26 protein-coding genes are annotated in these 23,966 nt (G+C 74.0%); 14 read left to right on the forward strand and 12 right to left on the reverse strand.

The genetic code is table 11. From position 1 onward, the window contains the following. The first annotated feature begins 7 nt into the window (after positions 1 to 7). The gene (locus tag ACWCSU_RS47630; protein ID WP_449943090.1) at positions 8 to 346 is read left to right on the forward strand and encodes a hypothetical protein; all 339 of its coding nucleotides are present in this window, start codon (positions 8 to 10) and stop codon (positions 344 to 346) included. A gap of 96 nt (positions 347 to 442) precedes the next feature. After that, positions 443 to 1,519, forward strand: coding sequence for a hypothetical protein (locus ACWCSU_RS47635; RefSeq protein WP_449943092.1), 1,077 nt, complete (start codon positions 443 to 445; stop codon positions 1,517 to 1,519). Between the two features lie 14 nt (positions 1,520 to 1,533). Here the strand turns inward: ACWCSU_RS47635 and ACWCSU_RS47640 are convergent, their stop codons facing one another. Next, complete coding sequence (locus ACWCSU_RS47640) at positions 1,534 to 2,091, reverse strand: M15 family metallopeptidase (RefSeq protein ID WP_449943094.1); 558 nt, start codon at positions 2,089 to 2,091, stop codon at positions 1,534 to 1,536. 141 nt (positions 2,092 to 2,232) lie between these two features. Here ACWCSU_RS47640 and ACWCSU_RS47645 point away from each other — a divergent pair, with 141 nt between their 5' ends. Together ACWCSU_RS47645 and ACWCSU_RS47650 are read left to right on the forward strand one after the other, a co-directional pair. Further along, positions 2,233 to 2,928 carry a response regulator transcription factor gene (locus ACWCSU_RS47645; RefSeq protein ID WP_449943096.1) on the forward strand — a complete coding sequence of 232 codons (696 nt, stop codon included), beginning with the start codon at positions 2,233 to 2,235 and terminating at the stop codon, positions 2,926 to 2,928. Beyond that, positions 2,921 to 4,024: a sensor histidine kinase gene (locus ACWCSU_RS47650; RefSeq protein WP_449943099.1), complete on the forward strand. Its 1,104-nt coding sequence runs from the start codon at positions 2,921 to 2,923 to the stop codon at positions 4,022 to 4,024. Before ACWCSU_RS47645 ends, ACWCSU_RS47650 begins: the two co-directional genes overlap by 8 nt. Here ACWCSU_RS47650 and ACWCSU_RS47655 read toward each other — a convergent pair. Both ACWCSU_RS47655 and ACWCSU_RS47660 read right to left on the reverse strand, forming a co-directional pair. Then, a complete protein-coding gene (locus tag ACWCSU_RS47655) occupies positions 3,999 to 4,643 on the reverse strand; it encodes a cysteine hydrolase family protein (RefSeq protein WP_357705607.1) in 645 nt (214 codons plus the stop codon). The two genes, ACWCSU_RS47650 and ACWCSU_RS47655, sit on opposite strands and share 26 nt — an antisense overlap. A gap of 23 nt (positions 4,644 to 4,666) precedes the next feature. After that, complete coding sequence (locus tag ACWCSU_RS47660) at positions 4,667 to 5,908, reverse strand: MFS transporter (protein WP_449943101.1); 1,242 nt, start codon at positions 5,906 to 5,908, stop codon at positions 4,667 to 4,669. A gap of 135 nt (positions 5,909 to 6,043) precedes the next feature. Here ACWCSU_RS47660 and ACWCSU_RS47665 point away from each other — a divergent pair, with 135 nt between their 5' ends. Continuing rightward, a complete protein-coding gene (locus tag ACWCSU_RS47665; protein ID WP_357705605.1) occupies positions 6,044 to 7,000 on the forward strand; it encodes a LysR family transcriptional regulator in 957 nt (318 codons plus the stop codon). On the opposite strand, the gene ACWCSU_RS47670 is transcribed toward ACWCSU_RS47665, so the two are convergent. Further along, positions 6,988 to 7,347 carry a hypothetical protein gene (locus ACWCSU_RS47670; RefSeq protein WP_449943104.1) on the reverse strand — a complete coding sequence of 120 codons (360 nt, stop codon included), beginning with the start codon at positions 7,345 to 7,347 and terminating at the stop codon, positions 6,988 to 6,990. The two genes, ACWCSU_RS47665 and ACWCSU_RS47670, sit on opposite strands and share 13 nt — an antisense overlap. 128 nt (positions 7,348 to 7,475) lie before the next feature. Next, positions 7,476 to 7,775 (reverse strand): putative quinol monooxygenase, encoded by a 300-nt coding sequence (locus ACWCSU_RS47675; protein ID WP_449943107.1) that lies wholly within the window; start codon positions 7,773 to 7,775, stop codon positions 7,476 to 7,478. 150 nt (positions 7,776 to 7,925) lie between these two features. Between ACWCSU_RS47675 and ACWCSU_RS47680 the strand changes: the two genes are divergently transcribed. The 3 genes from ACWCSU_RS47680 (at position 7,926) to ACWCSU_RS47690 (ending at position 10,241) form a co-directional block, all read left to right on the forward strand. Next, positions 7,926 to 8,828 carry a helix-turn-helix domain-containing protein gene (locus tag ACWCSU_RS47680; protein ID WP_449943109.1) on the forward strand — a complete coding sequence of 301 codons (903 nt, stop codon included), beginning with the start codon at positions 7,926 to 7,928 and terminating at the stop codon, positions 8,826 to 8,828. 42 nt (positions 8,829 to 8,870) lie between these two features. Further along, positions 8,871 to 9,467 (forward strand): cadmium resistance transporter, encoded by a 597-nt coding sequence (locus tag ACWCSU_RS47685; protein WP_449943112.1) that lies wholly within the window; start codon positions 8,871 to 8,873, stop codon positions 9,465 to 9,467. 120 nt (positions 9,468 to 9,587) lie between these two features. Then, positions 9,588 to 10,241 carry a hypothetical protein gene (locus ACWCSU_RS47690; protein ID WP_449943115.1) on the forward strand — a complete coding sequence of 218 codons (654 nt, stop codon included), beginning with the start codon at positions 9,588 to 9,590 and terminating at the stop codon, positions 10,239 to 10,241. A gap of 49 nt (positions 10,242 to 10,290) precedes the next feature. On the opposite strand, the gene ACWCSU_RS47695 is transcribed toward ACWCSU_RS47690, so the two are convergent. Next, positions 10,291 to 11,052, reverse strand: coding sequence for a hypothetical protein (locus tag ACWCSU_RS47695; protein WP_449943118.1), 762 nt, complete (start codon positions 11,050 to 11,052; stop codon positions 10,291 to 10,293). Between the two features lie 223 nt (positions 11,053 to 11,275). Between ACWCSU_RS47695 and ACWCSU_RS47700 the strand changes: the two genes are divergently transcribed. Next, positions 11,276 to 12,259 (forward strand): ArsR/SmtB family transcription factor, encoded by a 984-nt coding sequence (locus ACWCSU_RS47700; protein WP_449943121.1) that lies wholly within the window; start codon positions 11,276 to 11,278, stop codon positions 12,257 to 12,259. Between the two features lie 31 nt (positions 12,260 to 12,290). On the opposite strand, the gene ACWCSU_RS47705 is transcribed toward ACWCSU_RS47700, so the two are convergent. Continuing rightward, complete coding sequence (locus ACWCSU_RS47705) at positions 12,291 to 13,238, reverse strand: AraC family transcriptional regulator (RefSeq protein WP_449943124.1); 948 nt, start codon at positions 13,236 to 13,238, stop codon at positions 12,291 to 12,293. Between the two features lie 89 nt (positions 13,239 to 13,327). On the opposite strand from ACWCSU_RS47705, the gene ACWCSU_RS47710 reads away from it, so the two are divergent. Then, on the forward strand, positions 13,328 to 14,947 hold the full coding sequence (locus ACWCSU_RS47710) for an alcohol dehydrogenase catalytic domain-containing protein (protein WP_449943127.1): 1,620 nt from the start codon (positions 13,328 to 13,330) through the stop codon (positions 14,945 to 14,947). 4 nt (positions 14,948 to 14,951) lie between these two features. Here the strand turns inward: ACWCSU_RS47710 and ACWCSU_RS47715 are convergent, their stop codons facing one another. Continuing rightward, positions 14,952 to 16,121: an MFS transporter gene (locus tag ACWCSU_RS47715; protein ID WP_449943129.1), complete on the reverse strand. Its 1,170-nt coding sequence runs from the start codon at positions 16,119 to 16,121 to the stop codon at positions 14,952 to 14,954. Positions 16,122 to 16,249: 128 nt separating this feature from the next. Between ACWCSU_RS47715 and ACWCSU_RS47720 the strand changes: the two genes are divergently transcribed. After that, on the forward strand, positions 16,250 to 17,176 hold the full coding sequence (locus ACWCSU_RS47720; protein ID WP_449943174.1) for a helix-turn-helix domain-containing protein: 927 nt from the start codon (positions 16,250 to 16,252) through the stop codon (positions 17,174 to 17,176). Between the two features lie 5 nt (positions 17,177 to 17,181). Here the strand turns inward: ACWCSU_RS47720 and ACWCSU_RS47725 are convergent, their stop codons facing one another. From ACWCSU_RS47725 to ACWCSU_RS47740, 4 genes are all read right to left on the reverse strand, one after another. After that, complete coding sequence (locus ACWCSU_RS47725) at positions 17,182 to 17,718, reverse strand: hypothetical protein (protein ID WP_357705593.1); 537 nt, start codon at positions 17,716 to 17,718, stop codon at positions 17,182 to 17,184. A 51-nt stretch (positions 17,719 to 17,769) separates the two neighbouring features. Continuing rightward, positions 17,770 to 18,936 (reverse strand): alpha/beta hydrolase family protein, encoded by a 1,167-nt coding sequence (locus ACWCSU_RS47730; RefSeq protein ID WP_449943132.1) that lies wholly within the window; start codon positions 18,934 to 18,936, stop codon positions 17,770 to 17,772. Positions 18,937 to 18,981: 45 nt separating this feature from the next. Then, complete coding sequence (locus tag ACWCSU_RS47735) at positions 18,982 to 19,470, reverse strand: RNA polymerase sigma factor (protein ID WP_449943135.1); 489 nt, start codon at positions 19,468 to 19,470, stop codon at positions 18,982 to 18,984. 90 nt (positions 19,471 to 19,560) lie between these two features. After that, complete coding sequence (locus ACWCSU_RS47740) at positions 19,561 to 20,487, reverse strand: MerR family transcriptional regulator (RefSeq protein ID WP_449943137.1); 927 nt, start codon at positions 20,485 to 20,487, stop codon at positions 19,561 to 19,563. Positions 20,488 to 20,649: 162 nt separating this feature from the next. On the opposite strand from ACWCSU_RS47740, the gene ACWCSU_RS47745 reads away from it, so the two are divergent. The 3 genes from ACWCSU_RS47745 to ACWCSU_RS47755 are packed head-to-tail and all read left to right on the forward strand — an operon-like array spanning position 20,650 to position 23,962. Beyond that, on the forward strand, positions 20,650 to 22,104 hold the full coding sequence (locus ACWCSU_RS47745) for a phytoene desaturase family protein (RefSeq protein ID WP_449943140.1): 1,455 nt from the start codon (positions 20,650 to 20,652) through the stop codon (positions 22,102 to 22,104). After that, a complete protein-coding gene (locus tag ACWCSU_RS47750; protein WP_364100099.1) occupies positions 22,101 to 23,000 on the forward strand; it encodes a phytoene/squalene synthase family protein in 900 nt (299 codons plus the stop codon). Before ACWCSU_RS47745 ends, ACWCSU_RS47750 begins: the two co-directional genes overlap by 4 nt. After that, entirely contained in the window at positions 22,997 to 23,962 is a 966-nt protein-coding gene (locus ACWCSU_RS47755) for a phosphate acyltransferase (protein ID WP_449943142.1), read from the forward strand. The genes ACWCSU_RS47750 and ACWCSU_RS47755 overlap by 4 nt, the downstream gene beginning before the upstream one ends. The last annotated feature ends 4 nt before the right edge of the window (positions 23,963 to 23,966 follow it).

The following is a 23,966-nucleotide window of genomic DNA, read 5'->3' on the forward strand; positions in this document are numbered from 1 at the left end:
CGCGCTGGTGCCCCTGTTCACCCCCGAACCGACCCCGTCCGACCGGATCGGCCACGTGCGCTCGGCCGTCGGACCCGGCGGCGCCGACCTCCGGGTGTCCGTCGTCTCCGAACGACGCGACGAGGCCGCCAGGACGCAGACGACCCTGCTGCGCTACGAACGGCACCACGGCCCGGACGTCAGCGTCACCGAGCGGCCGTGGGTGCTGCACTGGTACCCCCGCGAGGTGTTCGAGGAACTGGCCGCGACCGCCGGCCTGACCGTCACCGCCGTCACGGACCCGGACGGCGCCCCCGTCCCCGCCGACGCCACCGACCTGCACGTCCATCTCGCCCCCGCCACCTGAGGGCGTGGGCCGGCTCTCGCCGGGGCCGCGGAAGATTGTCGGTCGTTTTCGCGTGTTCGCGGCACGTCCGCCGTGCCGGCCGGGGCATCATGCCCCATGCCGAACGTGCAGGCCAGGAGCCTATTTCCGGTCGAATTGGGGCGCAACGGGCTGCTGGTCATCGCAGCACGGGCGCTGCGGACCTTCGGCTACGGCTGCACCAGCGTGCTCCTCGCCGAACTGCTCACCCAGGACGGCGACGCCCCCTGGCAGACCGGTCTGCTGCTGGCCGTGGCCTCCGCCGCCTTCGTCGGGACGATCTCGCCGTCCACCAGCGACAACACGCCCTTCTCCGGAGTGGAGCAGGCGATCCTCGCCCAGACCTGCCCCCAGGCCCGGCACACGTCCGTCTTCACCTGCTACAACGTCACCGCCATGGCCTCCGGCGCGCTGGGCGCCCTGGCCGCCGCCGGGCTCGGGCTCCAGCCCTGGACGTCGGCCCCCGACGCCGCCTTCGCCCTGTACGCGCTCCTGGCCGCCGGCACCGTGACCCTGTTCTGGAACCTGACGCCGCAGGCCGAGCCGCCCAGGACCGCACCCTCCGGCCAGGACCGGCGGAGTGGGCGGATGTGCGGCCAGGTCCGGCTGCTGGCCGGGCTGTCCGCGCTGGACGCCCTGGCCGGAGGGCTGGCCGTTCAGGCGGTGCTGGCCTGGTGGTTCGCCCATCGTTACGGCGCGACGACCACGCAACTGGGCCTGGTGTTCTTCGCCGCCAACCTGCTGCCGGCCCTGGCCCAGCTCACCGCGCCCCTGCTGGCCGCCCGGCGCGGGCTGCTGGCCACCATGCTGCTCCCCCACACCGTGGCCAACCTGCTGCTGGCCTGCATCCCGTTCGCCCCGAACCTGGCCACCGCCGTCACGTTGCTGCTGCTCCGCCAGACGGTGTCCAAGATCGACGTCCCGGCGCGGCAGGCGTTCACGGCCGCGGTCGTGCCGTCGGCGCACCGTACGGCCGCCGCCAGCATGACCAGCCTGGCGCACAGCGTCGCCGTCTCGGTCGCCCCGATCGCCGCCACCACCATGCTGACCGGCACCCTGGCCGCGCTGGGGGCTCCCCTGCTGCTCGGCGCGGCCCTGGGCCTGGGCTACGACCTCGCCCTCTGGCGCGCCTACCGCGGCGTGCCCCTGACCTGAGAGGGACGGGCGGCTCATCGCCGCATGCGGGGATCGCGGGTGGGGTCGGCGTACTGGCGTGGGCAGCCGTCGGCGGCGGCTTCGGGGCGCAGTTCGTAGTGCCAGGGTTCGTTCCGGTAGATCTGGCACAGCCCGTACGCCGCGCCGCGCCTCGACAGCCACCCGGCCGCCTCGGAGGGCCCGATGTCGACCGCGTCCCCCGACACGTGCAGGGACGTGCCGGGGGACGCCACCCATCGGGCCGCCTCCTTCTCCGAGCCGTACCGGGCGACCGCCTCCCGGCGTAGCCGTTCCTGGTACGCCGGGGAACGCCAGCCGCTGTTGACGAGGAACTCCACCCCGTCGCCGGCGGCCTCGTCCGCGGCCCGGCGCAGGGCCCCGAGCAGGTCGGGATCGAGGTTGACGACCGCCGGGAGCTCGTCGTCGAAGACCGTCACACCGTCGGGGACGGCCCCGTCCGCCTCGCCGAGCCCGCCGTGCCCCGAGGCCGTCAGGGAGGTCACCGCCCCGTGGACGACGACGCCTGCGAGCGCCACGACGAGGACGACGAGAGCGGCCACGATGGCGGCCACGATGGCCGATCGGGTACGACGGGATGCCGTTCGTGCTGGTCCGCTGCGGATCATGCCGCCAGTCAAGGCAGCAGGCCGTTGCCGGGGCGTATGTCGTTTTCGATATGCGGGCGATAGGCCCCGGGCCGTACCTTCGGGGGTATGCGGGTACTGATCGTCGAGGACGAGACCTATCTGGCGGAGGCGGTCCGCGACGGCCTCCGCCTGGAAGCGATCGCGGCCGACATCGCGGGCGACGGCGACACCGCCCTGGAGCTGCTGAGCGTCAACGCCTACGACATCGCCGTCCTCGACCGCGACATCCCGGGCCCGTCGGGCGACGAGATCGCCGCCCGCATCGTCGCCTCCGGCAGCGGCATGCCGATCCTCATGCTCACCGCCGCCGACCGGCTCGACGACAAGGCCAGCGGGTTCGAGCTGGGCGCCGACGACTACCTGACCAAGCCCTTCGAGCTGCGCGAGCTCGTGCTCCGCCTCAGAGCGCTCGACCGCAGACGCGCCCACAGCAGGCCGCCGGTGCGCGAGATCGCGGGCCTGCGCCTGGACCCGTTCCGCCGCGAGGTCTACCGCGACGGCCGCTACGTCGCGCTCACCCGCAAGCAGTTCGCCGTGCTGGAGGTCCTGGTCGCCGCCGAGGGCGGTGTCGTCAGCGCCGAGGACCTCCTGGAACGGGCGTGGGACGAGAACGCCGACCCCTTCACCAACGCCGTCCGCATCACCGTCTCGGCCCTGCGCAAGCGTCTCGGCGAACCCTGGGTGATCGCCACCGTGGCCGGGGTCGGCTACCGCATCGACCCGGCCTCCGGCCCCGGACGCGAGGGCGGCGACCATGGATAGGGCCCCCGGCCTGAGCGTCCGCCTCAAGCTCACCCTCAGCTACGCCGGATTCCTCGTGATCGCCGGCGCCCTGCCGCTCGGCGCCGTCGGGGTCTACTACATGCGCGGCCTGCCCGACCACGCGTTCTACGCCACCGGCGACTTCCTGATCAACCGTTCCGCCATCGTGCGTTCGTTCGCTCCGGTCGCGGCTCTCGTGCTGGGGTTCCTGCTGGTGTTCGGCCTCGTGGGCGGGTGGCTGCTGGCCGGCCGGATGCTGGCCCCCCTGACCCGCATCACGGACGCCGCCCGCAAGGCCACGGGCGGCTCGCTCTCCCACCGCATCCGGCTGCCGGGCCGCAGGGACGAGCTCCGCGAACTGGCCGACGCCTTCGACACCATGCTCGTCCGGCTCGAAGCGCACGTCGCCGAGCAGCGGCGATTCGCCGCCAACGCCTCGCACGAGCTGCGCACCCCCCTCGCGATCGCCCGGACGCTCCTCGACGTCGCCCGCACCGACCCCACCCGCGACCCCGCCGAACTCGTCGACCGCCTCCACCTGGTCAACACCCGCGCGATCGACCTCACCGAGGCGCTGCTCCTGCTCAGCCGGGCCGACCAGCGGTCCTTCCCGCGCGAGCGCGTCGACCTGTCACTGATCGCGGAGGAGGCCGTCGAGACGCTCCTCCCGCTGGCCGAGCAGCGCGGCCTCACCGTCGAGACCACCGGCGACGGCCTGGCCCCGGCCACCGGCTCACCCGCGCTCCTGCTCCAGATGACGACGAACCTCGTGCACAACGCGATCGTCCACAACCTGCCCGAACAGGGCGCGGTGTGGGTGCGGACCGCCGTTCATCCCGGCGCGGTGGCGCTCACCGTCGAGAACACCGGCGACGAGCTTCCCCCGGAGCTGGTCCGCACGCTGGTGGAGCCGTTCCGGCGCGGCACCGACCGCGTGCGCTCCGACCACGCGGGCGTGGGCCTCGGCCTGGCGATCGTCGGGAGCATCGCGCGGGCGCACGACGGAACCCTCACCCTCACGCCCCGGCCGTCCGGTGGCCTCCGCGTCACCGTGCGCCTGCCGGCCGAGGTCACGGGCGACGGCCACCGCCGGTAGGGTCCGCCTGTTCCTGGTGCCTGTCGTGCAGGAGTGAGCGCAGTCCGGCGGTGTCGACGACGTGGGCCATCCTCGGGAACACGGTGGTCATCAGCGTCTCGTGGGCCTGCCGGTCCGGGTCGGCGACACCGTCGGACAGGACGTGGAGCCGGTAGTCGCGGTCGGCGGCGTCGGTGAGGGTGGACAGGACGACGCCGCTGGTGGTCAGGCCGGCGACGACCAGCGTGGTGACCCCGCGATCCCGCAACCGGCGGTCGAGGTCCGTCGTGGACAGCGCGCCGACCCGGGTCTTGCGGACGACGACGTCCCCGGGCTCGGGGGCGAGCCGGGGGTGGAAGTCCGTGGCGGGGTCGGCGTGGTGCAGCAGCCGCCGGTGGCCGATGAGGGAGAACGTCTTGTTGGCGGCCGGGATCGCCGCCCAGTCGTCGTCGGTGAAGCCGAGCCGCACGTGCACGATGACGGCGCCGTGTGCCCGCAGGTCGGCGACCGCGCCGGCCATCCGGGACAGCAGCGCCTGCGGGTCGTCCAGGCCGGGCAGCGAGGCGAGCACTCCCTGCTGGTAGTCCAGGACGAGCAGCGCGGTGGTGCGGGGGTCGAGCGCGAGGGGTGTGGTGGACATTCTTTCTCCTTGGTGGTGAGTGATCACGCGTGGGGTGCGGGCACCGGTTCGGGAACGGGCGCCGCGGCGCGCCGGGGCAGCAGCAGCGGGGTCGCCAGCAGGAGCACGCCGGCCAGGCCGATCGCCGTACGCGGGCCGAGCAGGCCGCCCAGCACGCCCCACGTCGCCGTCAGGAGCGCGGTCGCCGCCTTCGTCGTCACCGACCAGGCCGACAGCGTGCGGGTGACGCGGTCGTTCGCGGTGCGTTCGAGGCGGTAGGTGGCCTGGACGGGGTTGAAGACGCCGCAGCAGAGGATGAGCCCGAGTTCGACGCCCATCACCAGCAGCAGCCCGCCGGTGCCCGGCCCCACGAAGGCCAGCCCGACCGGCCAGACCGCGCGCAACGTCCCGGACACGACCAGGACGCGGTGCTGCCCGAACCTGGTGACGAGCGGACGGGCCAGCCGCGACCCGACCAGCCCGCCGATCGCGGGCACGGCGAAGGCGAGACCGTACTGCCACGAGGTGAACCCCAGCCGGCCGAGCATCAGGACGGCCAGCAGCGCGTCGGCGGCCATCAGCAGCCCGTTGAACAGGGCCGTGTTGAGGAACAGCGGGCGCAGCGTGGCGTCGGCGAGGATGTACCGCCAGCCGTCGAGCAGGTCCCCGGCGCGCAGGCGCGCGGCCTCCCGGCGTCCGGGAGGCGGCTCGTGGCCGCCCGTCGCGCGGATGCCCAGGGCCGACAGCAGGTAGCTGACCGCGTCGGCGACCACCGTCGCGACCGGGCCGAGCAGGCCGATCGCGGCGCCGCCCAGCGGCGGCCCGATGATCGTGGTCGTCCAGGTCGTGGACTCGAAGCGGGCGTTCGCGACGAGCAGGTGCTCGGCCGGCAGCAGCGTCTTGAGGTAGGCCCCGGAGGCGGCGCGGAAGGTGATGTCGGCCGCCGCGACCACGACCGAGACCAGCAGGAGCTGGACGAAGGTGAGCACGCCGAACGCGAACGCGGCCGGGATCGTCAGCAACGCCGCGAACCGTGCCAGGTCCGCCCCGATGAGCACGGGCCGCTTGCGGCGGAACTCCACCCATGGGCCCAGCGGCACCGCCACGGCCGCACCGACCGCCGCGCCCACGGCCGACAACGCCGCGACCTGCGCCGGCCCGGCGTGCAGCACCTGGACGGCGATCAACGGGAACGCGCCGAAGGCGAGCCACGTGCCGAGCGCGCTGGTGCCGTACGCTCCCCAGAGCCAGCCGAACCGGCGGCCCAGCCGGTGCCCGTTCCCCATGTCCGACACTCCTCGTCACTCGCCCGTACAACCGATCCGCGATCGGGAGTATCAAAGCGGGCCGTGCAGCAGGAGATCAAACAACCGTGGGGGCAGGTCGGCACAACCCTTGGTTGTGTCCATAGAGTGTCCCGCATGGACCTCGACACCGTCCGGACCTTCGTCGCCGCCGCCGAGGCGGGGCAGTTCCAGGAGGCCGCCGCCGACCTGGCGGTCACCCAGCAGGCCGTCTCCAAGCGCGTCGCCGCCCTGGAACGCACGCTCGGGGTGCGCCTGTTCATCCGCACCCCGCGCGGCACGAAGCTCACCATCGACGGGCAGGCGTTCCTGCCGCACGCCCGCGAGCTGCTCCGGGTCGCCGAGCGCGCGGTCGCGTCCGTACGGGCGGGCAGCCGTCCGCTGCGCGTCGACGTGCTCGCCTCGCGCAGCGCGGGGTCGGGCCTGATGCGCGGCTTCCACCGGGCGCACCCCGACGTCGAGCTGGACGTGGTGATGCTCTTCGACGTGGACACGGCCGTGGCCGCCATCCGGTCCGGCACGATCGACGCGTCCTTCCGCGCGGTCGGCGTACCGGGCCACCCGCTGCCCGAGGACGTCGAGTCCGCCTGGGTGGTCGACGAGGCCCTCCAGCTCCTCACCGGGCCCGACCACGCGCTGGCCGACGCCCGGTCGGTGCCGCTCGCCCGGCTCGCCGGGCACCGGATCTGGATGCCCGGCCTCGCCCCCGGCACCGAGTGGACCGCCTACTACGACGACCTCGTCGCCGAGTTCGGCCTGACCATCGAGGCGACCGGGCCCAACTTCGGCTCCGACGCGCTGCTCGACACCGTCGCCGACACCCCGGCGCTGGCCACGTTCATGGGCGACCAGACCCGTCTCGTCTGGCCGGCGGGCCACGGCCTGCGCCGGATCCCGGTGACCGACCCCGTGCCCGTCTACCCGCACTCGCTCCTGTGGCACCGCGACAACCCCCACCCGGCGCTGGTCGCCCTCCGCGCCCACCTGGCCGCCGCGGCGACCGGTCGCCGCGCCGCCGGGACCTGGGTCCCGGCGTGGGCGCGGGCTTCCCGGGGTCCGGCTCAGCCTTCCTGAGGTCCTTGGGTGACCCAGTAGTCCTGGAGGAGGGTGTTCTTGGGGCACCACTCCTCGCTGACGGACGTGCCGCCCACCATGGGGCCGGGCCGCTCCGGCTCGATGCCGCAGCGGATGTGCACCTGGTGCCAGTGCTGGTAGGTGCCCGCCGGGCAGACGGACCGGGCTCCGAACTGCTCGTACCTGATGACCGTGCCGCCGACGCGGTGGGTCTGCTCGGCCCGGCAGGGGCCGTCCGCCGCGGCCTGGTGGTGGGGGTTCGGGCCGGCCTGCGCCGGTCGGCCGAGCAGGGTCAGGGCTCCGGCGACGATGACGGCCGTGGTGGCGAGTGCGCCGCGTGCGTCCATGGTGGTCTCCTCTGGTCGTGGGCTTGCGGTGGACCACAGCGAAACAGCGCCGGGACGGTGTCCAACAGCACCTCGGCCGGACTCGGCCGAACCGGGACACCGCACCGGCGACGCGTGCGCGGCGCCCCTCAGGCCGGGACGTCGGTCAGCCGGCGCAGCGTGAACGGCTCCGCCAGGATCTCCTCCAGCACCTGGGCCACGTGCTTGAAGTGCGGCAACGAGAAGTGATGGGCGAGCGCGGCGTCGTCGGCCCACTCCTCCACGATGATCATGCGGTCGGGGCGCCCGGGGTCGGCGTAGGGCTGGTAGCCCAGGCAGCCCTCCTCCGCCAGCGACGGCGCGATCATGGCGTTCAGCTCCTGACGCAGCCGTTCCTCCTGGCCCGGCCTGGCGCGGAACCCGGCGACGATGGTGAGCGTGTTCGACATGGCAGGACTCCTTCTTCGAGGGTGATACCGGCGATGCCCATGGTGGGGGCCGGGCCGCGTGCCACCCAGAGCTCTGTCCAGCCGGGGCCGCCCTTGCCTGGGTCTGACAGAACCAGGCAAGAGCTGACAAACCTCGCAATACTGGACGGCATGGATCGTGCACAGCAGCTCAGCGAGTTCCTCAAGAGCCGGCGTGCCCGGCTCGACCCCGACGCGCTGGGCCTGCCCGGCTTCGGCGGCCGGCGACGGGTTCCCGGCCTGCGCCGCGAGGAGCTGGCCCTGCTGGCCGGCGTGAGCGTCGACTACTACACCCGGCTGGAACAGGGCCGGGCCCGCAACATCTCCGCCGAGGTGCTGACCGCCGTCGCCGAAGCGCTCGCCCTGGACGCCGACGAACGCGCGTACCTGCACAACCTCGCCAGGCCCACCGCCGCCCGCAGGCGCCCGCCGCGCCCCCAGAAGGTGGGCCCGGAGCTGCGGCAGGCGCTCCAGGCGCTGGCCGGGGTGCCCGCCTACGTCATCGGCCGCCGGCTGGACGTCCTGGCCTGGAACGAGCTCGCCCGGCTGCTGGTCGCCGACTTCCCCGCGCTGGACCCGTCCGAGCGGAACATGGCCCGGCTGGTCTTCCTCGACGACGCAGCCAGGGACCTCTACCCCGACTGGCAGGGCAAGGCCCGCGACACGGTCGCCAACCTCCGGTTCGACGCCGGCCGCCATCCCGACGACCCCGAACTGGCCGCCCTGGTCGGCGAGCTGTCGCTGCACAGCGCCGACTTCCGCCGCCTGTGGGCCGACCAGGCCGTACGCGCCAAGACCCGGGGCCGCAAACGCTTCGCCCATCCCCTGCTCGGCGAGCTCGCCCTGGACTACGTGGCCATGCGCGCGCCCGACGACCCCGATCTGACGATGATGATCTACAGCGCCCCGCCGGGCTCCGACGCCGCCACGTCCCTGAACCTGCTGACCGGACTGGCCACCTCGCCCCCGCGGACCACGCCATCCCATCGAACCGTCTCGGTCCACGCCCCCCTGAGCGCCGACCCGCCCCGGTAAGGTCATTCCGGGCACCCTCGGACAGAAAGAGCACCCCCTCTGGTGAACCTGGGCATCGTCGGGCAGGCCGCAGGGCTGTTCGCCGTCACCAACATCGACGACATCCTGATCCTGGCGCTGTTCTTCGCCCGGGGCGCGGGCCGTCGGGGTGCCGCCGGCCGGATCGTGGCGGGCCAGTACCTGGGCTTTCTCGCCCTCGTGGCGGTGGCCGTGGCGGCGGGCCTCGGGGCGACCTTCCTTCCCGAGCGGCTCGTCCCGTACCTGGGGCTGCTGCCCCTCGCGCTGGGCGTCAAGGCCGCCTGGCAGGCGTGGAGGAGCCGCCGCGACAGTGACGACCCCTCCGGCGGGCGCGCCGACGGGCCGAAGACGCTGGAGGTCGCCGCGGTCACCTTCGCCAACGGCGGCGACAACATCGGCGTGTACGTGCCGGTCTTCGCCACCGCCGGGCCGGGCGGCACGAGCGTCCACGTCGTCGTGTTCCTCGTCCTGGTCGCCGTGTGGTGCGCGGCCGGACGGTTCTTCGCCACCCGCCCTCTCGTCGCCGGGGCCCTGAGCCGGTGGGGGCACGTCCTGCTGCCTGTGGTGCTGATCGGCATCGGCCTGCTCATCCTCGTCGAGGGCGGGGCCTTCGGGCTGTAGGTCCGTGAAACTTCGGTGCATTGCCGAACCAATGGTCGTGGGGCGGCATCCAACGAGATCACGGCGTCAGAGGGGGGCTCGGGTGTTCATCCGGTTGGACGGCGCCTTCGGAGGCCGGGCGTGGTGACGCGCAAACGCGCCCCGCGTGCGGCGCAGCGGATCGACGTGGCCCGCGTCCCCGACGACGTCGTGGCGCTCATCGACGCGCTCGAACCCGGCGAGAGCCTGGTCCTCACGCGTGACGGCGCGTCGATCGCGACGATCTCCAGCACCGTCGACGTGGTCCAGGGCGCCGTCGTCGATCGGGCCGAGCCGGACGAGCCCGGCGAGCCCGGCCGAGCGGCGCCGGTCGACCACGACGGCGTGACCGTCGTGGCCACCGCGATGAAACTCTCGAACGCGGCCCGCGTCGCGCTGTCCACCCAGCTCGGGGCGGACTACGTGGTGCTCGACATGCACGCGGCCCCGGCGACGGCCGACGTGCTGCTGGTGCCCGCGGGCAGCCCACAGCTGATCGCGGGGCTCCGGTCGATGTTCCCGAAGGCCCGCGTCGTCGTCACCGAGATCGAGGATCCCGAACTCGGGGTCCGGTACGACGGCCCGGTCCGGCGGCTGCTCGACGCCGGGGCCGACGCGTACCTGCCGCCGGCGACCGTCCCGGTCCTGGCCAGGCAGCTCGACCGCACCCTGAACCGGGGGCGCGAGCTCGCCGGCGGCGGGGCCGGGACACCGCTGCAGATCGCACCCGCCGCGGAGGCCGACGAGAACGAGTGAGGCCGCACGGCCCGGTCGCCGATGTCTCTCCTTCGGTGTGAGCCGCCCGTCACTTCTGCGGCGGCTGGGACGGCGGGCCGAACATGGTGGCGGTGTCGACGGTGGCGATGGCGCCCGAGTCCGTACGGGTGGGTTCACCGTCGGCGCCGATGAGAGGCAGGCGGTCCGGGAGCCTGCTCGGGTCGACCGCGCCCGTGTCGGTGATCCAGGACGGGCGCGGCGGCTGCGCCGGTGGTGTCTTGGCCTGGAGGCCGTACTTGGCGGTGATCCACACGTTGCCCGACGGCAGGGAGCCGCCGTACCAGCCGCCGTCCCAGACGTATCCGAAGGCCAGCGTCGCGTACCAGGCGGTGCCGCAGGGGGCGGGGTTGGACCCCTCGCCGCTCCACATGTACCAGTCGGCGTGCCAGGTGGTGTTGGGGGTGAAATGCAAGCCGGAGTCCAGGCCCAGGCAGGGTCCCCAGACCTGGTGGGTCAGGTCGTAGACGAGCACGACCTGACGTATCGCGAGATCGCCGGCGGGCACGGCCTGCCAACGGCCGCACGGGATGCCGTCCCTCGGCCCGTAGACGTTCGCCGCGGACGTCTGGTAGGAGCCGGAGTTGCCGTCGGAGAGGTCGAGCATCTCGGCGTAGACCAGGAGGCACAGGGAGTCCGAACGGTAGACCCAGTCCTCGTTGTGGCGCCCGTTGTCGGCGGCGTACGCCGGGGTCGTCGAGGTGGCCGCGACCAGGACGGCAGCGGCGGCGGCGCACAGGAAGCGGCGGGCCCGCCGGCCTGTCGTGCCGGGCGTCGGGGGGTGGCTTCGCATGATGTTCTCCTCAGCGGTGTGCGGGGGTGATGACCACGACGCCGGCCGGGAGCGGCCGTTGCGAACGCAGGAGCGCCGAGGGCGGGTCGGAGGGCGGCGCGGGCCGTTCGCTGTCATGGTCGAGGGGCGCCGGGGTGCGCACAATCTCTTCGGCAGGGCACCGAACAGTTTCGCCGTCAACCGGACGATTGCCTGAAATCGATCATCAGGGGACGATTGGCGCATGCGTCTGAACTTCCAGGTGGGCGACCTCGCGGCCACCCGGATCGTGGTCTCGCCCCTGCCCCACGCGATCTTCGCGGCCTTCAGCGTCCATCATCCTGAGCTGACCGAAAAGGGCTCGATCTGGCGGGACATCGCCAGGACCGTGCCGCGCCGGACGCTGCCGCTGCTCGACATCCTCAACCGCGGCGCCTCCCGCGTCACCCTCCATGACGGCCTGGTCGCCTCCGAGGTGGCCCCGCCGATCCAGACCGCCGCGCTCTCCGACGAGCTCGACGCGCTCGCCGCCCTGGACACCCCGCCGCAGGAGCGGGAGTTCGGCGGCGACCTGTGGCGTTTCAGCGGGCTGCCGGGACGGCCCGACCTCGACATGGACCCGGCGCGCTTCCGCCGGGCCCTGGCCGACAGCATGTACGTGCTCTTCCACCGCTTCCTCGCCCCCGAATGGCCCGGCATGCGCCGCCGGCTCGAAGCCCGCCTGGCCGCCTACCAGGAGACGGCGGCGCGGATCGGGCTCGGCTCGGCGCTCAGCACGCTCAGCCCGCGGCTGTCCTGGGACGGCAGCGGCATGATCGTCGCGGGCGGCCCGGATCGCACCATCGATCTCGGCGGGCGCGGCCTGCTGATCCATCCGATCGCCGGCGCCTCGCCCCGCTACCTGGGCATCGCGACCACCCAGGACCGGCGCAGCTCGGTGCTCACGGTCCCCATCCCCGACAGCGGCCGCCAGGCGATGCCGTCCCCGGCCTTCGACTCGCTCGCCGCGCTGGTCGGGCGGGCGCGGGCGCGGGTGATGCGGGCCGTCGGCGGGCCCGGCTGCCGTACGGACGAGCTGGCCGGGCGGCTCAAGGTCAGCGCCTCGACCGCCTCCGAGCACGTCACCGTGCTGCGCAACGCCGGGCTGATCAGCACCCGCCGCAACGGCCAGGCCGTCCACCACCACCTGACCGCCCTCGGCGCCCGTCTCCTGGAGGCCAACGGCTGACGGCGCGTAACCGCTCGCCCCCCGGGGGGGTTCAGGACCTGGAGAGGGCGGGCGGGGCGCAGTCGAGGCGGCGGTATTTGCCGGGGGGCATGCCGTACTCGCGCTTGAAGGCGTTGGCGAAGGCGAACTCCGAGCCGTAGCCGACCGCGGCGGCGATCGTGCTCAGCGCGGCGTCGGAGTCGCGCAGCATGTGGGCGGCCGTGCTCAGCCGCCACCAGGTCAGGTAGGCCAGCGGCGGACGTCCGACGAACTGGGTGAAGCGGCGGGAGAAGGCCGCGCGCGACAGCCGGGCGCGGCGGCCGAGCGACTCGACCGTCCATGGATGGGCCGGATCGCGGTGGATGCCGTCGAGCGCGGCGCTGACGGCCGGGTCGGCCAGGGCGGCGGCCCAGTTGCCGGCCCGGCAGTGCTCGGCCGAGGTGTCGAACCAGGCGCGCAGGATGTACAGCAGCAACATGTCCAGCAGCGCCGGCACCACCAGGTCCGCGCCCGGCCGCGGGTCGTCGATCTCCTTGCCGAGCAGCTCGACGGCGGCGCGCAGGTCGGTGTTGCGCCCCAGCCCGGTGGGCAGGTGGATCATCTCGGGCAGCCCCTTGAGCAGCGGATGCGCCCGGTCGGGGTCGAGCCGGTAGCCGCCGCAGAGCATCACGGTGACCGGCCCGGGGCCCTCCATCGAGGCCGAGGCGAACAGCTCGGCGGGGGCGTAGGGGTCGCAGTCGGGCTCCGGGAGCGGCCTGGTGGGCGAGTCGGCCAGCCCGTAGCCGTGGCCGTGGGGGAAGAACAGCACGTCGCCCGTCCCGACCGGGAACGGCTCGCCCTCCGGCGGGATCGCCCAGCACGAGCCTTGCAGCATGACCTGGAAACCCGCCGAGCCGGGCGCCGACGGGAACCGCTGCCCCCACGGCGCCGGCCACGCGACCCGGGCCGAGCGCGGCACGCCGATGCGCATGGAGGCGACCACGTCGCTCAGTACGTCCATGGCGGGAGTCTAGTCCGCAAGATGATCGCGTATTAATCACAGACGGAAACACATTGGACGACTCGCGCCTGGCTCCTACGGTTGACGACATGACAAGAGTCCTGGTCAGCGGGGCGACCGGCACGATCGGCCGTCCGCTGGTGAAGCAGTTGAAGGAGGCGGGCGCCGACGTCCGCGCGGTGACGAGGCAGCTCACCGACCCGGTGGCGTTGGCGGCGGCTCTCGACGGGGTCGGCGCGGTGTTCCTGCTGTGGCCGTTCGCCTCGGCCGAGGGGGCCCGTGAGGTGCTGGAGCTGATCGGTTCGCGGCGGGTGGTCTACCTCTCCTCGGCCGCCGCGCGCCCGTACGAGGTCGAGATCGAGCGCATGGTCGCCGAGACCGCGCGGGAGTGGACGGTGCTGCGCCCGCACGCGTTCGCGGCCAACGCCTTGCGGTGGGCCGAGCAGGTCCGTACGGGGGTCGTGCGGCAACCGTACGGCGACGCGGTCCTCTCCCCGATCCACGAGCGGGACGTCGCGGCCGTCGCGGTGCGCGCGCTCCTCGGCGAAGGGCACCACGACGCGGTCCACACGCTGACCGGGCCGCGTCCGCTGACCCAGCGGGAGCAGGCGCGGGCGATCGGCGCGGCGATCGGCCGGCCGGTGCGGTGGGAGGACGAGCCCCCGGAGGAGGCCAAGCGTCGGCTGCTCGGGCTGGGCTGGCCCGGACCGGCCGTGGACGGGATGCTGCGCGCCCTCGCCGAGCCGGGCCCGTCCACCGGGACCGTCGAGGAGGTCACCGGAGTGCCCGCGACCGGCTTCGAGACGTGGGCGAGCGAGCACGCCGCGGACTTCCTCGGCACCATGCGGGCCGCCCGCTTCCACGAGTACGGCGACGCCTCAGTGATCAGGGTGGACGAGGTGCCGGTGCCGAGGCCCGGACCGGGCGAGGTGCTGATCGAGGTGGCGGCGACGTCGTTCAACCCGTCGGAGGTCGGCCTGCGCATGGGCCTGCTGCGGGACGTGTTCGGCGGCACCCTGCCGCGCACGCTCGGCTGGGACGTCGCGGGCACCGTGCTCACCGGGGCGGGCGGCCTGGCCCCCGGCGACCGGGTGATCGGGCGCATCGACGGCGCGGCGGCCGGGTACGCGGTCGCGAAGGCGAGCACGCTGGCCAGGGCGCCGCGGCGGATCCCGCTGACGGCCGCGGCCGCTGTGCCCGTGGCCGGGCTCACCGCCTGGCAGGCGGTCTTCGAGCACGCCCGTATCGGCCCCGGCAGCCGGGTGCTGATCAACGGCGCGGGCGGCGGCGTCGGCCTGTTCGCCGTGCAGCTGGCCAAGCACGCGGGCGCGTACGTGGTGGCGACCGCCGGCCCGCGCAGCGCCGCCGCCGTACGGGCGCTGGGCGCGGACGAGATCGTGGACTACACCGCCGCTCCCCTGCCGGGCGGCAACGACGTGCTGATCAACCTGGTGGCCGACTTTCCCGCCTCGGTGACGGAGCTGGCCGAGGAGTTCGTCTCCATCACCCGGCCGATCGATCATCCGCGCGCCGTCCGGTTCGTGGCCCGCGACGACCCGGGCCAGCTCGCCGAGCTCGTGGCCCTGATCGACCAGGGCGTGGTGGACGTCGAGACGGACGTCCGCCCGCTGGAGTCGCTGGCCGACGTGCACCGCGAGGCCGAACGCGGTCTCGTCCGCGGCAAGATCACGCTGACGGTGGCCGGATGACCGGTCACACCCTCGCCGGGACGCGCCGGGCCCGGGCCGCCAGGAGGCAGGCGGCCAGGGAGACGGCGATGATGCCCAGGCCGAACACGCGGAACGTGGCCACCGGGCCCAGCGTGCGCACCGCGAACCCGGCGCCGATGGCGGGCAGGGAGATGGCGGCGTACGCGACGACGTAGAACGCGGACATGACCCGGGCGCGGTGGTCGGGCGGCGCCGCCGCGCCCAGCAGCCCGAGGGAGCCGCCCAGCCCGAGGCCGCCGCCGAGCCCCATCACCACGCTGGACAGGATGAACCCGGCGGCGCTCCCACCCGAGATCGACAGGATCATCAGGGCCACGCCGGCGGCGAGCACGAGCATGCCGGACGAGAGTTGCGCGCGGACCGGCAGGCCGCCCGCGCCGGGCAGGCGGCGGGCGAGGAGCGGCGCCAGGGCGGCGGCCGTGCCCATGACGAAGATGGCCAGCCCGCCGGGAAGGTTGCCGGCCGACCCCATGAGGACGGGCGCCAGCGCGGGCACCAGCGCCAGGTACAACCCGACGATCGACCAGGACGCCGTCACCCCGAGCCCCGACAGCGCGAACGTCCCCAGGATCTGCCTCGGCACCCCGGGAGCCGCCATCCTGAACCCGGCCCGCGTGCCCGCCGTCTCCGGCCGTCGCCACACCCCGGCGAGCAGGAGGACGTCCACCACCGCGAGCACGGCGAAGGGCGTCAGGAGCGGGGCGGGCGCGTACTCGACCAGGACCGCGCCGAGCAGCCCGCCGACCCCCACGCCGAGCCCGCTGGCCAGCGTGTTGATCAGCCCGGCGGCGGCGGGACGCAGGTCGAGCAGGGCCGCGCCGGCGGCGCTGATCGCGACGCCGGTGGCCACGCCCTGCAACCCGCGCGCGACGAAGAGCCAGCCCACCCCGGACGCCGCCAGGAACAGCCCGAGCGAGACGAGCAGGCCGGCCAGCCCGGCCAGGATCACCGGACGCCGCCCCCACGAGTCGGAGATCCGGCCGAACAGCAGCAGCGCCACAAGCACCCCGAGGCAGTACGCGGCGTAGATCAGCGTCAGCGTGGGCGTGGGGATGGCCCAGGCGGAGGCGTAGAGCTTGTAGAGCGGCGACGGTGTCGCCGACGCGGCCAGGCAGAGACCGATGACCCCTGCCTTGATGGGGATGTCGTTCACGCATCTCACCCTGGCGAAGACGTTTTCGCGGCACGAGTGGCAGGACTGCCCACCATCGTCAAAATCCTGCCGCTAGTCTGGGAGGCGTGCGGAATCCCGGAGTGGTGGCGGTGGCCGTGGTCGACGGCATGCCGATGTTCGAGCTGTCCATCGCCTGCGACACGTTCGGCCTGGAGCGGCCCGACCTCGCCGACCCCTGGTACGAGCTGCGCCTGGCCGCCTCCGGCCCGGTCCGCATCCGCAACGGGTTCACGCTGACGCCGTCGTACGGGCTCGACGCGCTGGCGGGCGCGGACACGGTCGTCGTCCCCGCCCTCCCGATGGACCGGATGGACCGCGACGCCCGGCCGGACCCGGACCTGGTGGAGGCGCTGCGGGCCGCGCACGCGCGCGGCGCGCGCATGGTCTCGCTCTGCACGGGCGCGTTCGCGCTGGCCGCGGCGGGCCTGCTCGACGGCCGTACCGCCACCACGCACTGGATGCACACCGACCTGCTGCGCGCCCGTCATCCGCGCGTGCGGGTGGACCCGTCCGTCCTGTACGTGGACGAAGGCGACATCCTGACCAGCGCGGGCCGCAGCGCCGGGCTCGACCTGTGCCTGCACGTCATCCGCAAGGACCTCGGCTCGGAGGTCGCCAACCAGGTGGCCCGCCGGCTGGTCGTCCAGGCGCACCGGCCGGGCGGTCAGGCCCAGTACATCGAGACCCCGATGCCCCGCACCGACGGCGACGGCCTCGCGCCCCTGCTGCACTGGGCGGCCGAGCGCCTGCACAGCCCGCTCACCGTCGCCGAACTGGCCAGGCAGGCCGGGCTGAGCCCCCGCACCCTGGCCCGGCGCTTCCACGACGCCACCGGCACCACGCCTCTGCGCTGGCTGCACGCGCAGCGGCTGTCCCGGGCCAGGCAGTTGCTGGAGTCCACCGACCTGCCGGTGGACCGGGTCGGGGAGGAGTGCGGGCTGGGCTCGGCCGGCAATCTCCGGCACCACTTCACCCGCACGGTCGGCGTGACGCCGACCGAATACCGCAGGGCCTTCCACGAGACGCGCGCGTGAACCCGCTATCCGCCGGGGGTCACGGTCGCGCCCGGCAGCGACTCCCGCCGGGCCTCCGGCGTGCCCACGACGGCATTGAGGCCGCCCTTGTAGACCTGCGCGACCGCGTTGCCCGAGACGGACGGCTTCGAGGTCTCCCCCTCGACCCTGATCAGCATCCTGGTGGGGGTGCAGAACAGGCTGACCTTGCTCTCATGGGCGCCGCCGACCTCGGGCTCCGCCGGGCCTGCGAAGCCGTCCTCCCGCGTGGGCTCCGCCGCGTCGGACCTGGTCAGGTCGGCGTTCACGCTCCACCCCTCGCCGCTCAGACCGCACAGCCCCGAGGGGTTGATCCACGCGGTCAGGTCGTGCGGGCCGACCTTGATCCGCGCCAGCGCCAGCTCGGCCTCCTCGGGCAGCCCGCCCTGGACGGCGACCCCCTTCAGGCCGGCCAGCGGCCATCGCGCCGGGTCCTTCAGCATCGGTTCCTTGGCCGGCGCGGCACACGCGCCGAGGACCGGTAACAACACGAACGCCACAACCGGCGCAAGACGCCTGATCATCGATATCTCCATTCCGCGAAACGGCTCGGGTGGATCCGGTGAAAGGCGGACTCACCTCCGCGTGACATCCGGCGCGAGGAAGTCGCCGACGAGGCGATCGTAGCGAGGGCGGTCGACGTTCCACGCCTCCGTGTGCCTGCCCTGCTCGAAGGGCTCGAACCTGATGTCCCAGCCCAGGCGCCTGCCCGCGGCCACGAGGCCGTGCGCCTCCTGGATCGGGTGGTCGGTGTCGGGGACGGTGTGGATCAGCAGCAGCGGCGGCCGGACGCGCGGCGGATGCCGGATCAGGCTGAGCCTGTCCACATCGACGCCGGTGCGCCACCGGACGACCAGGTTCGACAGTCCCGCCGTGAAGGCGGGCAGGTGGAAATTCCTGGCACCCTGTTCGGCGGTCATCTGCACGTCGATCATGGGGGCGTCCATGACGACCCGGTCGACCAGGCCCGCCAGCGGTGACCGGTCCAGGAACTGGCCGACGATCTGGCCGCCCATCGAGGTGCCGTACAGGACGAACCGCCGCGCCCCCATGGTCCGCGCCTGGCGCAGGGCGGCCTCCAGGTCGCGCCACTCCGAGTCGCCGAGGTGCAGCAGCCCGTCGGGCGAGGGCGGCGCGCCCTGGTCGTTGCGGTAGCTGATGTCCAGGAAGGGCAGCCGCAGCCCGTGGACGACGGGCAGGATCTTCAGCTCCGCCTTGCGCCGGCCGTTCTGGCCGTGGACGGCGACGACCCAGGTGTCGCCGTCGCCGGGGACGTACCAGGCGGGGGCGGGCCCGAGCTCGGTGGGGACCATGATCTCTGTGTAGCCGATGCCCCAGGCCACCTGGGGGTCGCCGGGCGGCACGTTGCCGAAGTTGCCGGGCGTGCCCACCGAGGGGACCGAGCCGCGCAGCACCTTGCGCGTCACTCGGTCCGGCGTGCGGGTGACGACGTCGCCGAGCATGGCGTACGAGCCGGTCCACTCCAGCCAGTACGTGCCCGGTTTGTCGGTCTCCGGCGTTCGTGTGAGCGTCACCAGGTCGCCCCGCACGGCCACGACCTCGGTGTTGCCCGTGCCGTAGCGGACGACGGCGATCGACTGGTCGCTGCCGAACCAGGCCCCGGCCCCCGCGACCCCGGCCAGGACGACGACGATCGCCAGGCCCGCGATCCACCACCGACGGCCCCGGCGCGTCCGCCGTTCGGCGTCCGGTGTCTCGACGTTCTTCTCCCGTGCTCGCATGTATACACGGTAAACCATGAACGTTTACGGTGTATACATCAGCGCTCAGCCCTCCAGGAGATCGGAGAGCCGGTGCAGCCCGCGCGAGATGCGGGCCTTGACGGTGCCGATCGGCACGCGCAGGTGGTCGGCGATCTCCCGCTGGGTCAGGTCGGCGAAGTAGGCCAGTTCGATGGCCTGCCGCTGCGTGTCCGACAGTTCGGCGAGCGCCCGGTCGATCTGGTCGCGGTCGCCGAGCGCGTCCGGCGCGAGCCGCCCGCGTCCCGGCGGATCGCCGGCCTCCTGCAACGGCACGGTCCGCAGCCTGCGGACGCGCAGGTGGTCCACGGCGCGACGGTGGGCGATGGCGAAGACCCACGCGGCCTGGCTCCTGCCGGGGTCGTAGCGCCGGCGCGAGCGCCAGACGTCGGCGAAGACGACCTGCAACAGGTCCTCCACCTCCTCGGCGGGCACGAACCGGCGCAGGTAGGAGCGCACGGAAGGGGCGTACGTGCGGTAACACTCGCCGAGCGCTTCCTCGTCGCTGGTTTCCATGCGCCTGCCCCTCACCGCAAAAACCTATTCAAAACTTATTCATACCGAGGCGCGGGACGGTGTCACAAGCTCATCGAGGGAAAGGGCGGCTCAAATCAGGGTCGACATGACGCATGCGACGGCGTCGGGCAGCGTCGAGACCCTGACGACGCCCGAAGGAGGCCGGCCCCGCCAGCCCAGGCCGCCGATGACGACCCGGCACGCGGGACGCACGTGGGGCAGGTCCGCGAGGGGGGCGGTGTCACCGGTGGCCGCCCGCTGCGACCAGACGAACACAGCCGCCGGGCCGAGCCGGCGCATCGCCGAGGCCAGCGCGGCGTAGGGGGTGCGGGCGCCGAGCACGCGGGTCTGCACGCCCTGTTCGGCGAGCGCGGCGGCCAGGGCGTGCACCGGCAGGCTGTGCTGCTCCTCCTCCGCGCAGGCCAGGAGCACCGGCCGGTCGTCGCCCCGCGGCGGCACGTCGCCGGCGAGCCGGTGCAGGGCCGCCTGGAGGTGGCCGGACAGCAGATGTTCGGCGTCGATGCCGGTTCCGGTCTCGTCCTGGGCCCGGCAGACGGCGTCGAACGCGGGCAGGACGAGGTGCTCCCACGTCCACACCACGCCCTGCGCGGCCAGCGTCTCCTCGATCAGGCCGGAGACGGCTCGGCCGTCGAGCACGGTCGCGGCACGGGCCAGCGCGGCGACGGCCGGCCGGCCCCCGGGCTTCCGGGGCACGGGCGGTGACGTGCGCCTGCCGCCCGTGAGCGGCGAGGGCGGGGGCGGGTCGGGCAGGGACAGGGCGAGTCTGGCGGCTTCGGCCGGGACCAGGCCGGTGGCGATCAGGCGCTTCATCTCGGCCAGCCGCCGCACGTCGGCGTCGCCGTAGCGGCGGTGGCCCCCGGGGCTGCGGCGGCCGGGGCCCAGGCCGTAGCGCAGGTTCCAGGTGCGCAGGGTCGGCGCGGGGATGCCCAGACGCCGGGAGACGGCCCCGATGCCGAATCCCGCGTCCCCTTCGCTGACCGGTGTGTCCTCGTCCATGGTGTTCCCGCTGCCGTTCGACGTGTCCGCCTATCTTTTCGCGCCTGCGAGGTCCTTGGGCGCACGCGGGCCGGGTGCAACCGGACGGCCTCCCGCCACGAAGGCTCTCATAGCGACAGAAGGAGCTGCGTGCATGGACGCGTCCACCGAGGAGGGCCTCCGATGAGTCCCGTGGTCGTCATCGGGGCCGGGCTGGGCGGCCTGGCGGCGGCCGTCCGGCTGGCGGCGGCCGGACGCCGGGTCAGCGTGGTCGAGGCACTCGGCGAGCCCGGCGGCTGCTGCGGCACCGCCCGCCTCGGCGCGTTCCGCTTCGACACCGGCCCGTCCGTGCTGACGATGCCCGGCGTGCTCGCCGAGGTTTTCGGCGCGGCCGGGGAGGAACTGCGGCACTGGCTGCCGCTGCGCCGCCTGGACCCCTCCTACCGGCTGCTCTTCGACGACGGGTCACGGCTGGACGTGCTGCCCGGGCGCGAGGCTATGGCCGAGCAGGTGCGGACGGTGTGCGGGCCCGCCGAGGCGGCGCGCTACGAGCGCTACCGGCGGCTGCTCGACGAGCTGTTCCGGGTGGAGTGGCCGGCGTTCATCGACGCGGACGTGAGCCGGCTGCGCGCTCTGGCCCGGCCCGCGGCGCTGCTGCGGCTGGCCGGGCTGGGCGGCTTCCGGCGGCTGGACCGCCTGGCCGCCCGGCACCTGCGCGACCCGCGGCTGATCAAGGCGCACACCTTCCAGTCCCTGTACGTGGGGCTCTCCCCGCAACGCGCGCTCGGCATCTACGCCGTCATCGCCCACATGGACACCGTCGGCGGCGTGTACTTCCCCGAGCGCGGCGGCATGCACGCCATCCCCACGGCCATGGCCGCCCTGCTGGAGAAGCTGGGCGGGGACCTCCGCCACGGCGTCCGCGCCGAGAAGGTCGAGACGGACTCGGACGGCGTCACCGGCGTCCTGCTGGCGGACGGCGAACGGCTCCCGGCGCGGCACGTGGTCGTGGCCTGCGACCGCCTGGCCGCCCGGCGGCTGCTGCCCGGCGCGGCGTCCGACTGGCGGTTGCGCCGCCCCCACCACTCCCCGTCCTGCCTGGTGCTGCACGTGGGCCTGGACCGTCCGCTGAGCGGCCAGGCCCACCACACCCTCCATTTCGGACGAGCCTGGCGGGAGACCTTCGCGGAGCTGGCGGCCGGCCGTCCGCAACCGGACCCCAGCCTGCTGATCACCCATCCCGAGCCGGACGGCGAGGCGGCACCGGCCGGGAAGGCCACGCTCAGCGTCCTGGAACCCGCGCCCAACCTGCGGACCGCCGACTGGGACCGGCTGCGGCCCGAGCTGGAGACGCGGCTGCTCGGCCGCCTGGCCGCGCTCGGCTACGGCGACCTGGCGGACGCGCCCAGGCTGGTCCTCGACCCACCCGCCTGGGCCGCGCGCGGGCACAGCGCGGGCACCCCGTTCGCGCTGGACCACCGCTTCACCCAGACGGCGTGGCTGCGGCCCTCGGCCGTCGCCCGGCGGGTGCCCGGACTGCACTTCGCCGGCATGTACACCGCGCCCGGCGTCGGCATCCCCCCGGTGCTGATCTCCGGCCGGCTCGCCGCCGAACGCATACTGAAGGAGGCTCGTTGACGCTCACCGCCAGCTACGAACGCTGCCGCCGGCTGCACGCCCGCTACGGCCGCTCCTACTACCTGGCCACCCGGCTGCTGCCGCAGTGGAAACGACGGCACGTGCACGCCCTGTACGGCTTCGCCCGGTACGCCGACGAGATCGTCGACTCCTTCACCATGACCGGCGACCGGGCCCGCGCGCTCGACGACCTGACCGCCCAGGTCGCGGCGGGACTGGCCGGGACGGCGACCGGCGATCCGATGTTGCCCGCGTTCCTGCACACGGTGCACTCGTTCGGCATCGACCACGGCGACGTCCGGGCCTTTCTCTCCTCGATGCGCGCCGACCTGTCCGTGCGGAGCTACGCGACCTACGACGACCTGCTGGGCTACATGTCGGGATCGGCCGCCGCGATCGGCACGATGATGTTGCCGCTGCTGGAGCCGGCGCCCGGCCAGGAGGATCGGGCCCGCGAGCCCGCCCGCCAGCTCGGCCTGGCCTTCCAGCTCACCAACTTCCTGCGCGACGTCGCCGAGGACTTCGCGCGTGGCCGCGTCTACCTGCCGATGGAGGACCTGGACAAGTTCGGCGTCGCCCCTGACATGCTGGGCGAGCCGCGGGCCCGGCGGGCGGTGCGTGACCTGCTGGCCTTCGAGGCCGAGCGCGCCCGCGCCCACTACCGGGCCGCCGACCCCGGGATCGGCCTGCTGGTCGCCTCCTCGCGGCCGTGCGTGCGCGCCGCCTTCGAGCTGTACGGCGGCATCCTCACCGAGATCGAACGCCGTGGCTTCGACGTCCTGGCCGGGCGGGTGCGCGTGCCGCGCCGTCGCAAGGCCGCCGTCTTCGCCCGTCACCTGCTGGCCTCCGCCGGGTCGGGCATGGCCGAGCGGCGCGTCCGCGTGGAGCTGCCGTGACCGGCGCGGCCCCCGTGGTCCTGGACGCGATGGGCGGCGACCACGGGCCCGCCGAGGTGGTCGCGGGCGCGGTGCTGGCGAGCCGCGAGCACGGCGTGCCCGTCGTCCTGGCAGGCCCGGCGGCGCTGCTGGAGGAGGAGCTGCGGCGGCACGGCGCCGCAGGTGAGCTCGCGGTGGCGCACGCCGAGGACGCCGTGCCCATGACCGAGCGGGGGGCGGGCGCGACCGCGCTGGCCGCCTCCAGCATGGCGGTCGGCTGCGGGCTGGTCGGACGGGGCGAGGCCGGGGCGCTGGTGTCGGCCGGATCCACCGGCGCGGTGGTCGCGTGCGCGGTGCGCGGCATCGGGCGGGCGGACGGCGTGCTGCGGCCGCCGCTGGCCGTGGCGCTCCCGTCCCTGGCGGGCGGGGTGAGCGTGCTGGTGGACGCCGGCGCGATCGCCGATCCGAGCCCCGCCATGATGGCCCAGTTCGCGCAGCTCGGCGCGGGCTACGCGCGGGCCGTGCTCGGCGTGGCCGACCCGGTGGTGGGGCTGTTGTCCATCGCCGCCGAGCCGGGCAAGGGCAACCGGCTGGCCCGTCAGGCGGAGGAGCTGCTCGGCGGGCTGCCGGTGCGCTTCCACGGGCCTGTCGAGGGCCACGACGTCCTGGCCGGCACGGTGGACGTGATCGTCACCGACGGTTTCACCGGCAACGTCGTGCTCAAGAACGTCGAAGGGTGCGTGCGCACGGCGCTGACCATGGTCGTCCGCGCCGGCATCGCCTCCCCCGGCCGGCTCGCCGAGGTGGCGGCCCGCTACGACCCGCAGACGCACGGCGGGGCCGTCCTGCTGGGCCTGCGCGGCACCGTCGTGGTCGCGCACGGCTCCTCGCGGGCGGCCACGATCGCCCGCGCCTGCGTGGTGGCCGGCACTCTGGCGGGACGCGACCCGGCGGCCGGGATCGTGACGGCGGCGGCGGGATGAGCGG

The sequence above is a fragment of the Nonomuraea sp. NPDC001699 genome (assembly GCF_053596455.1).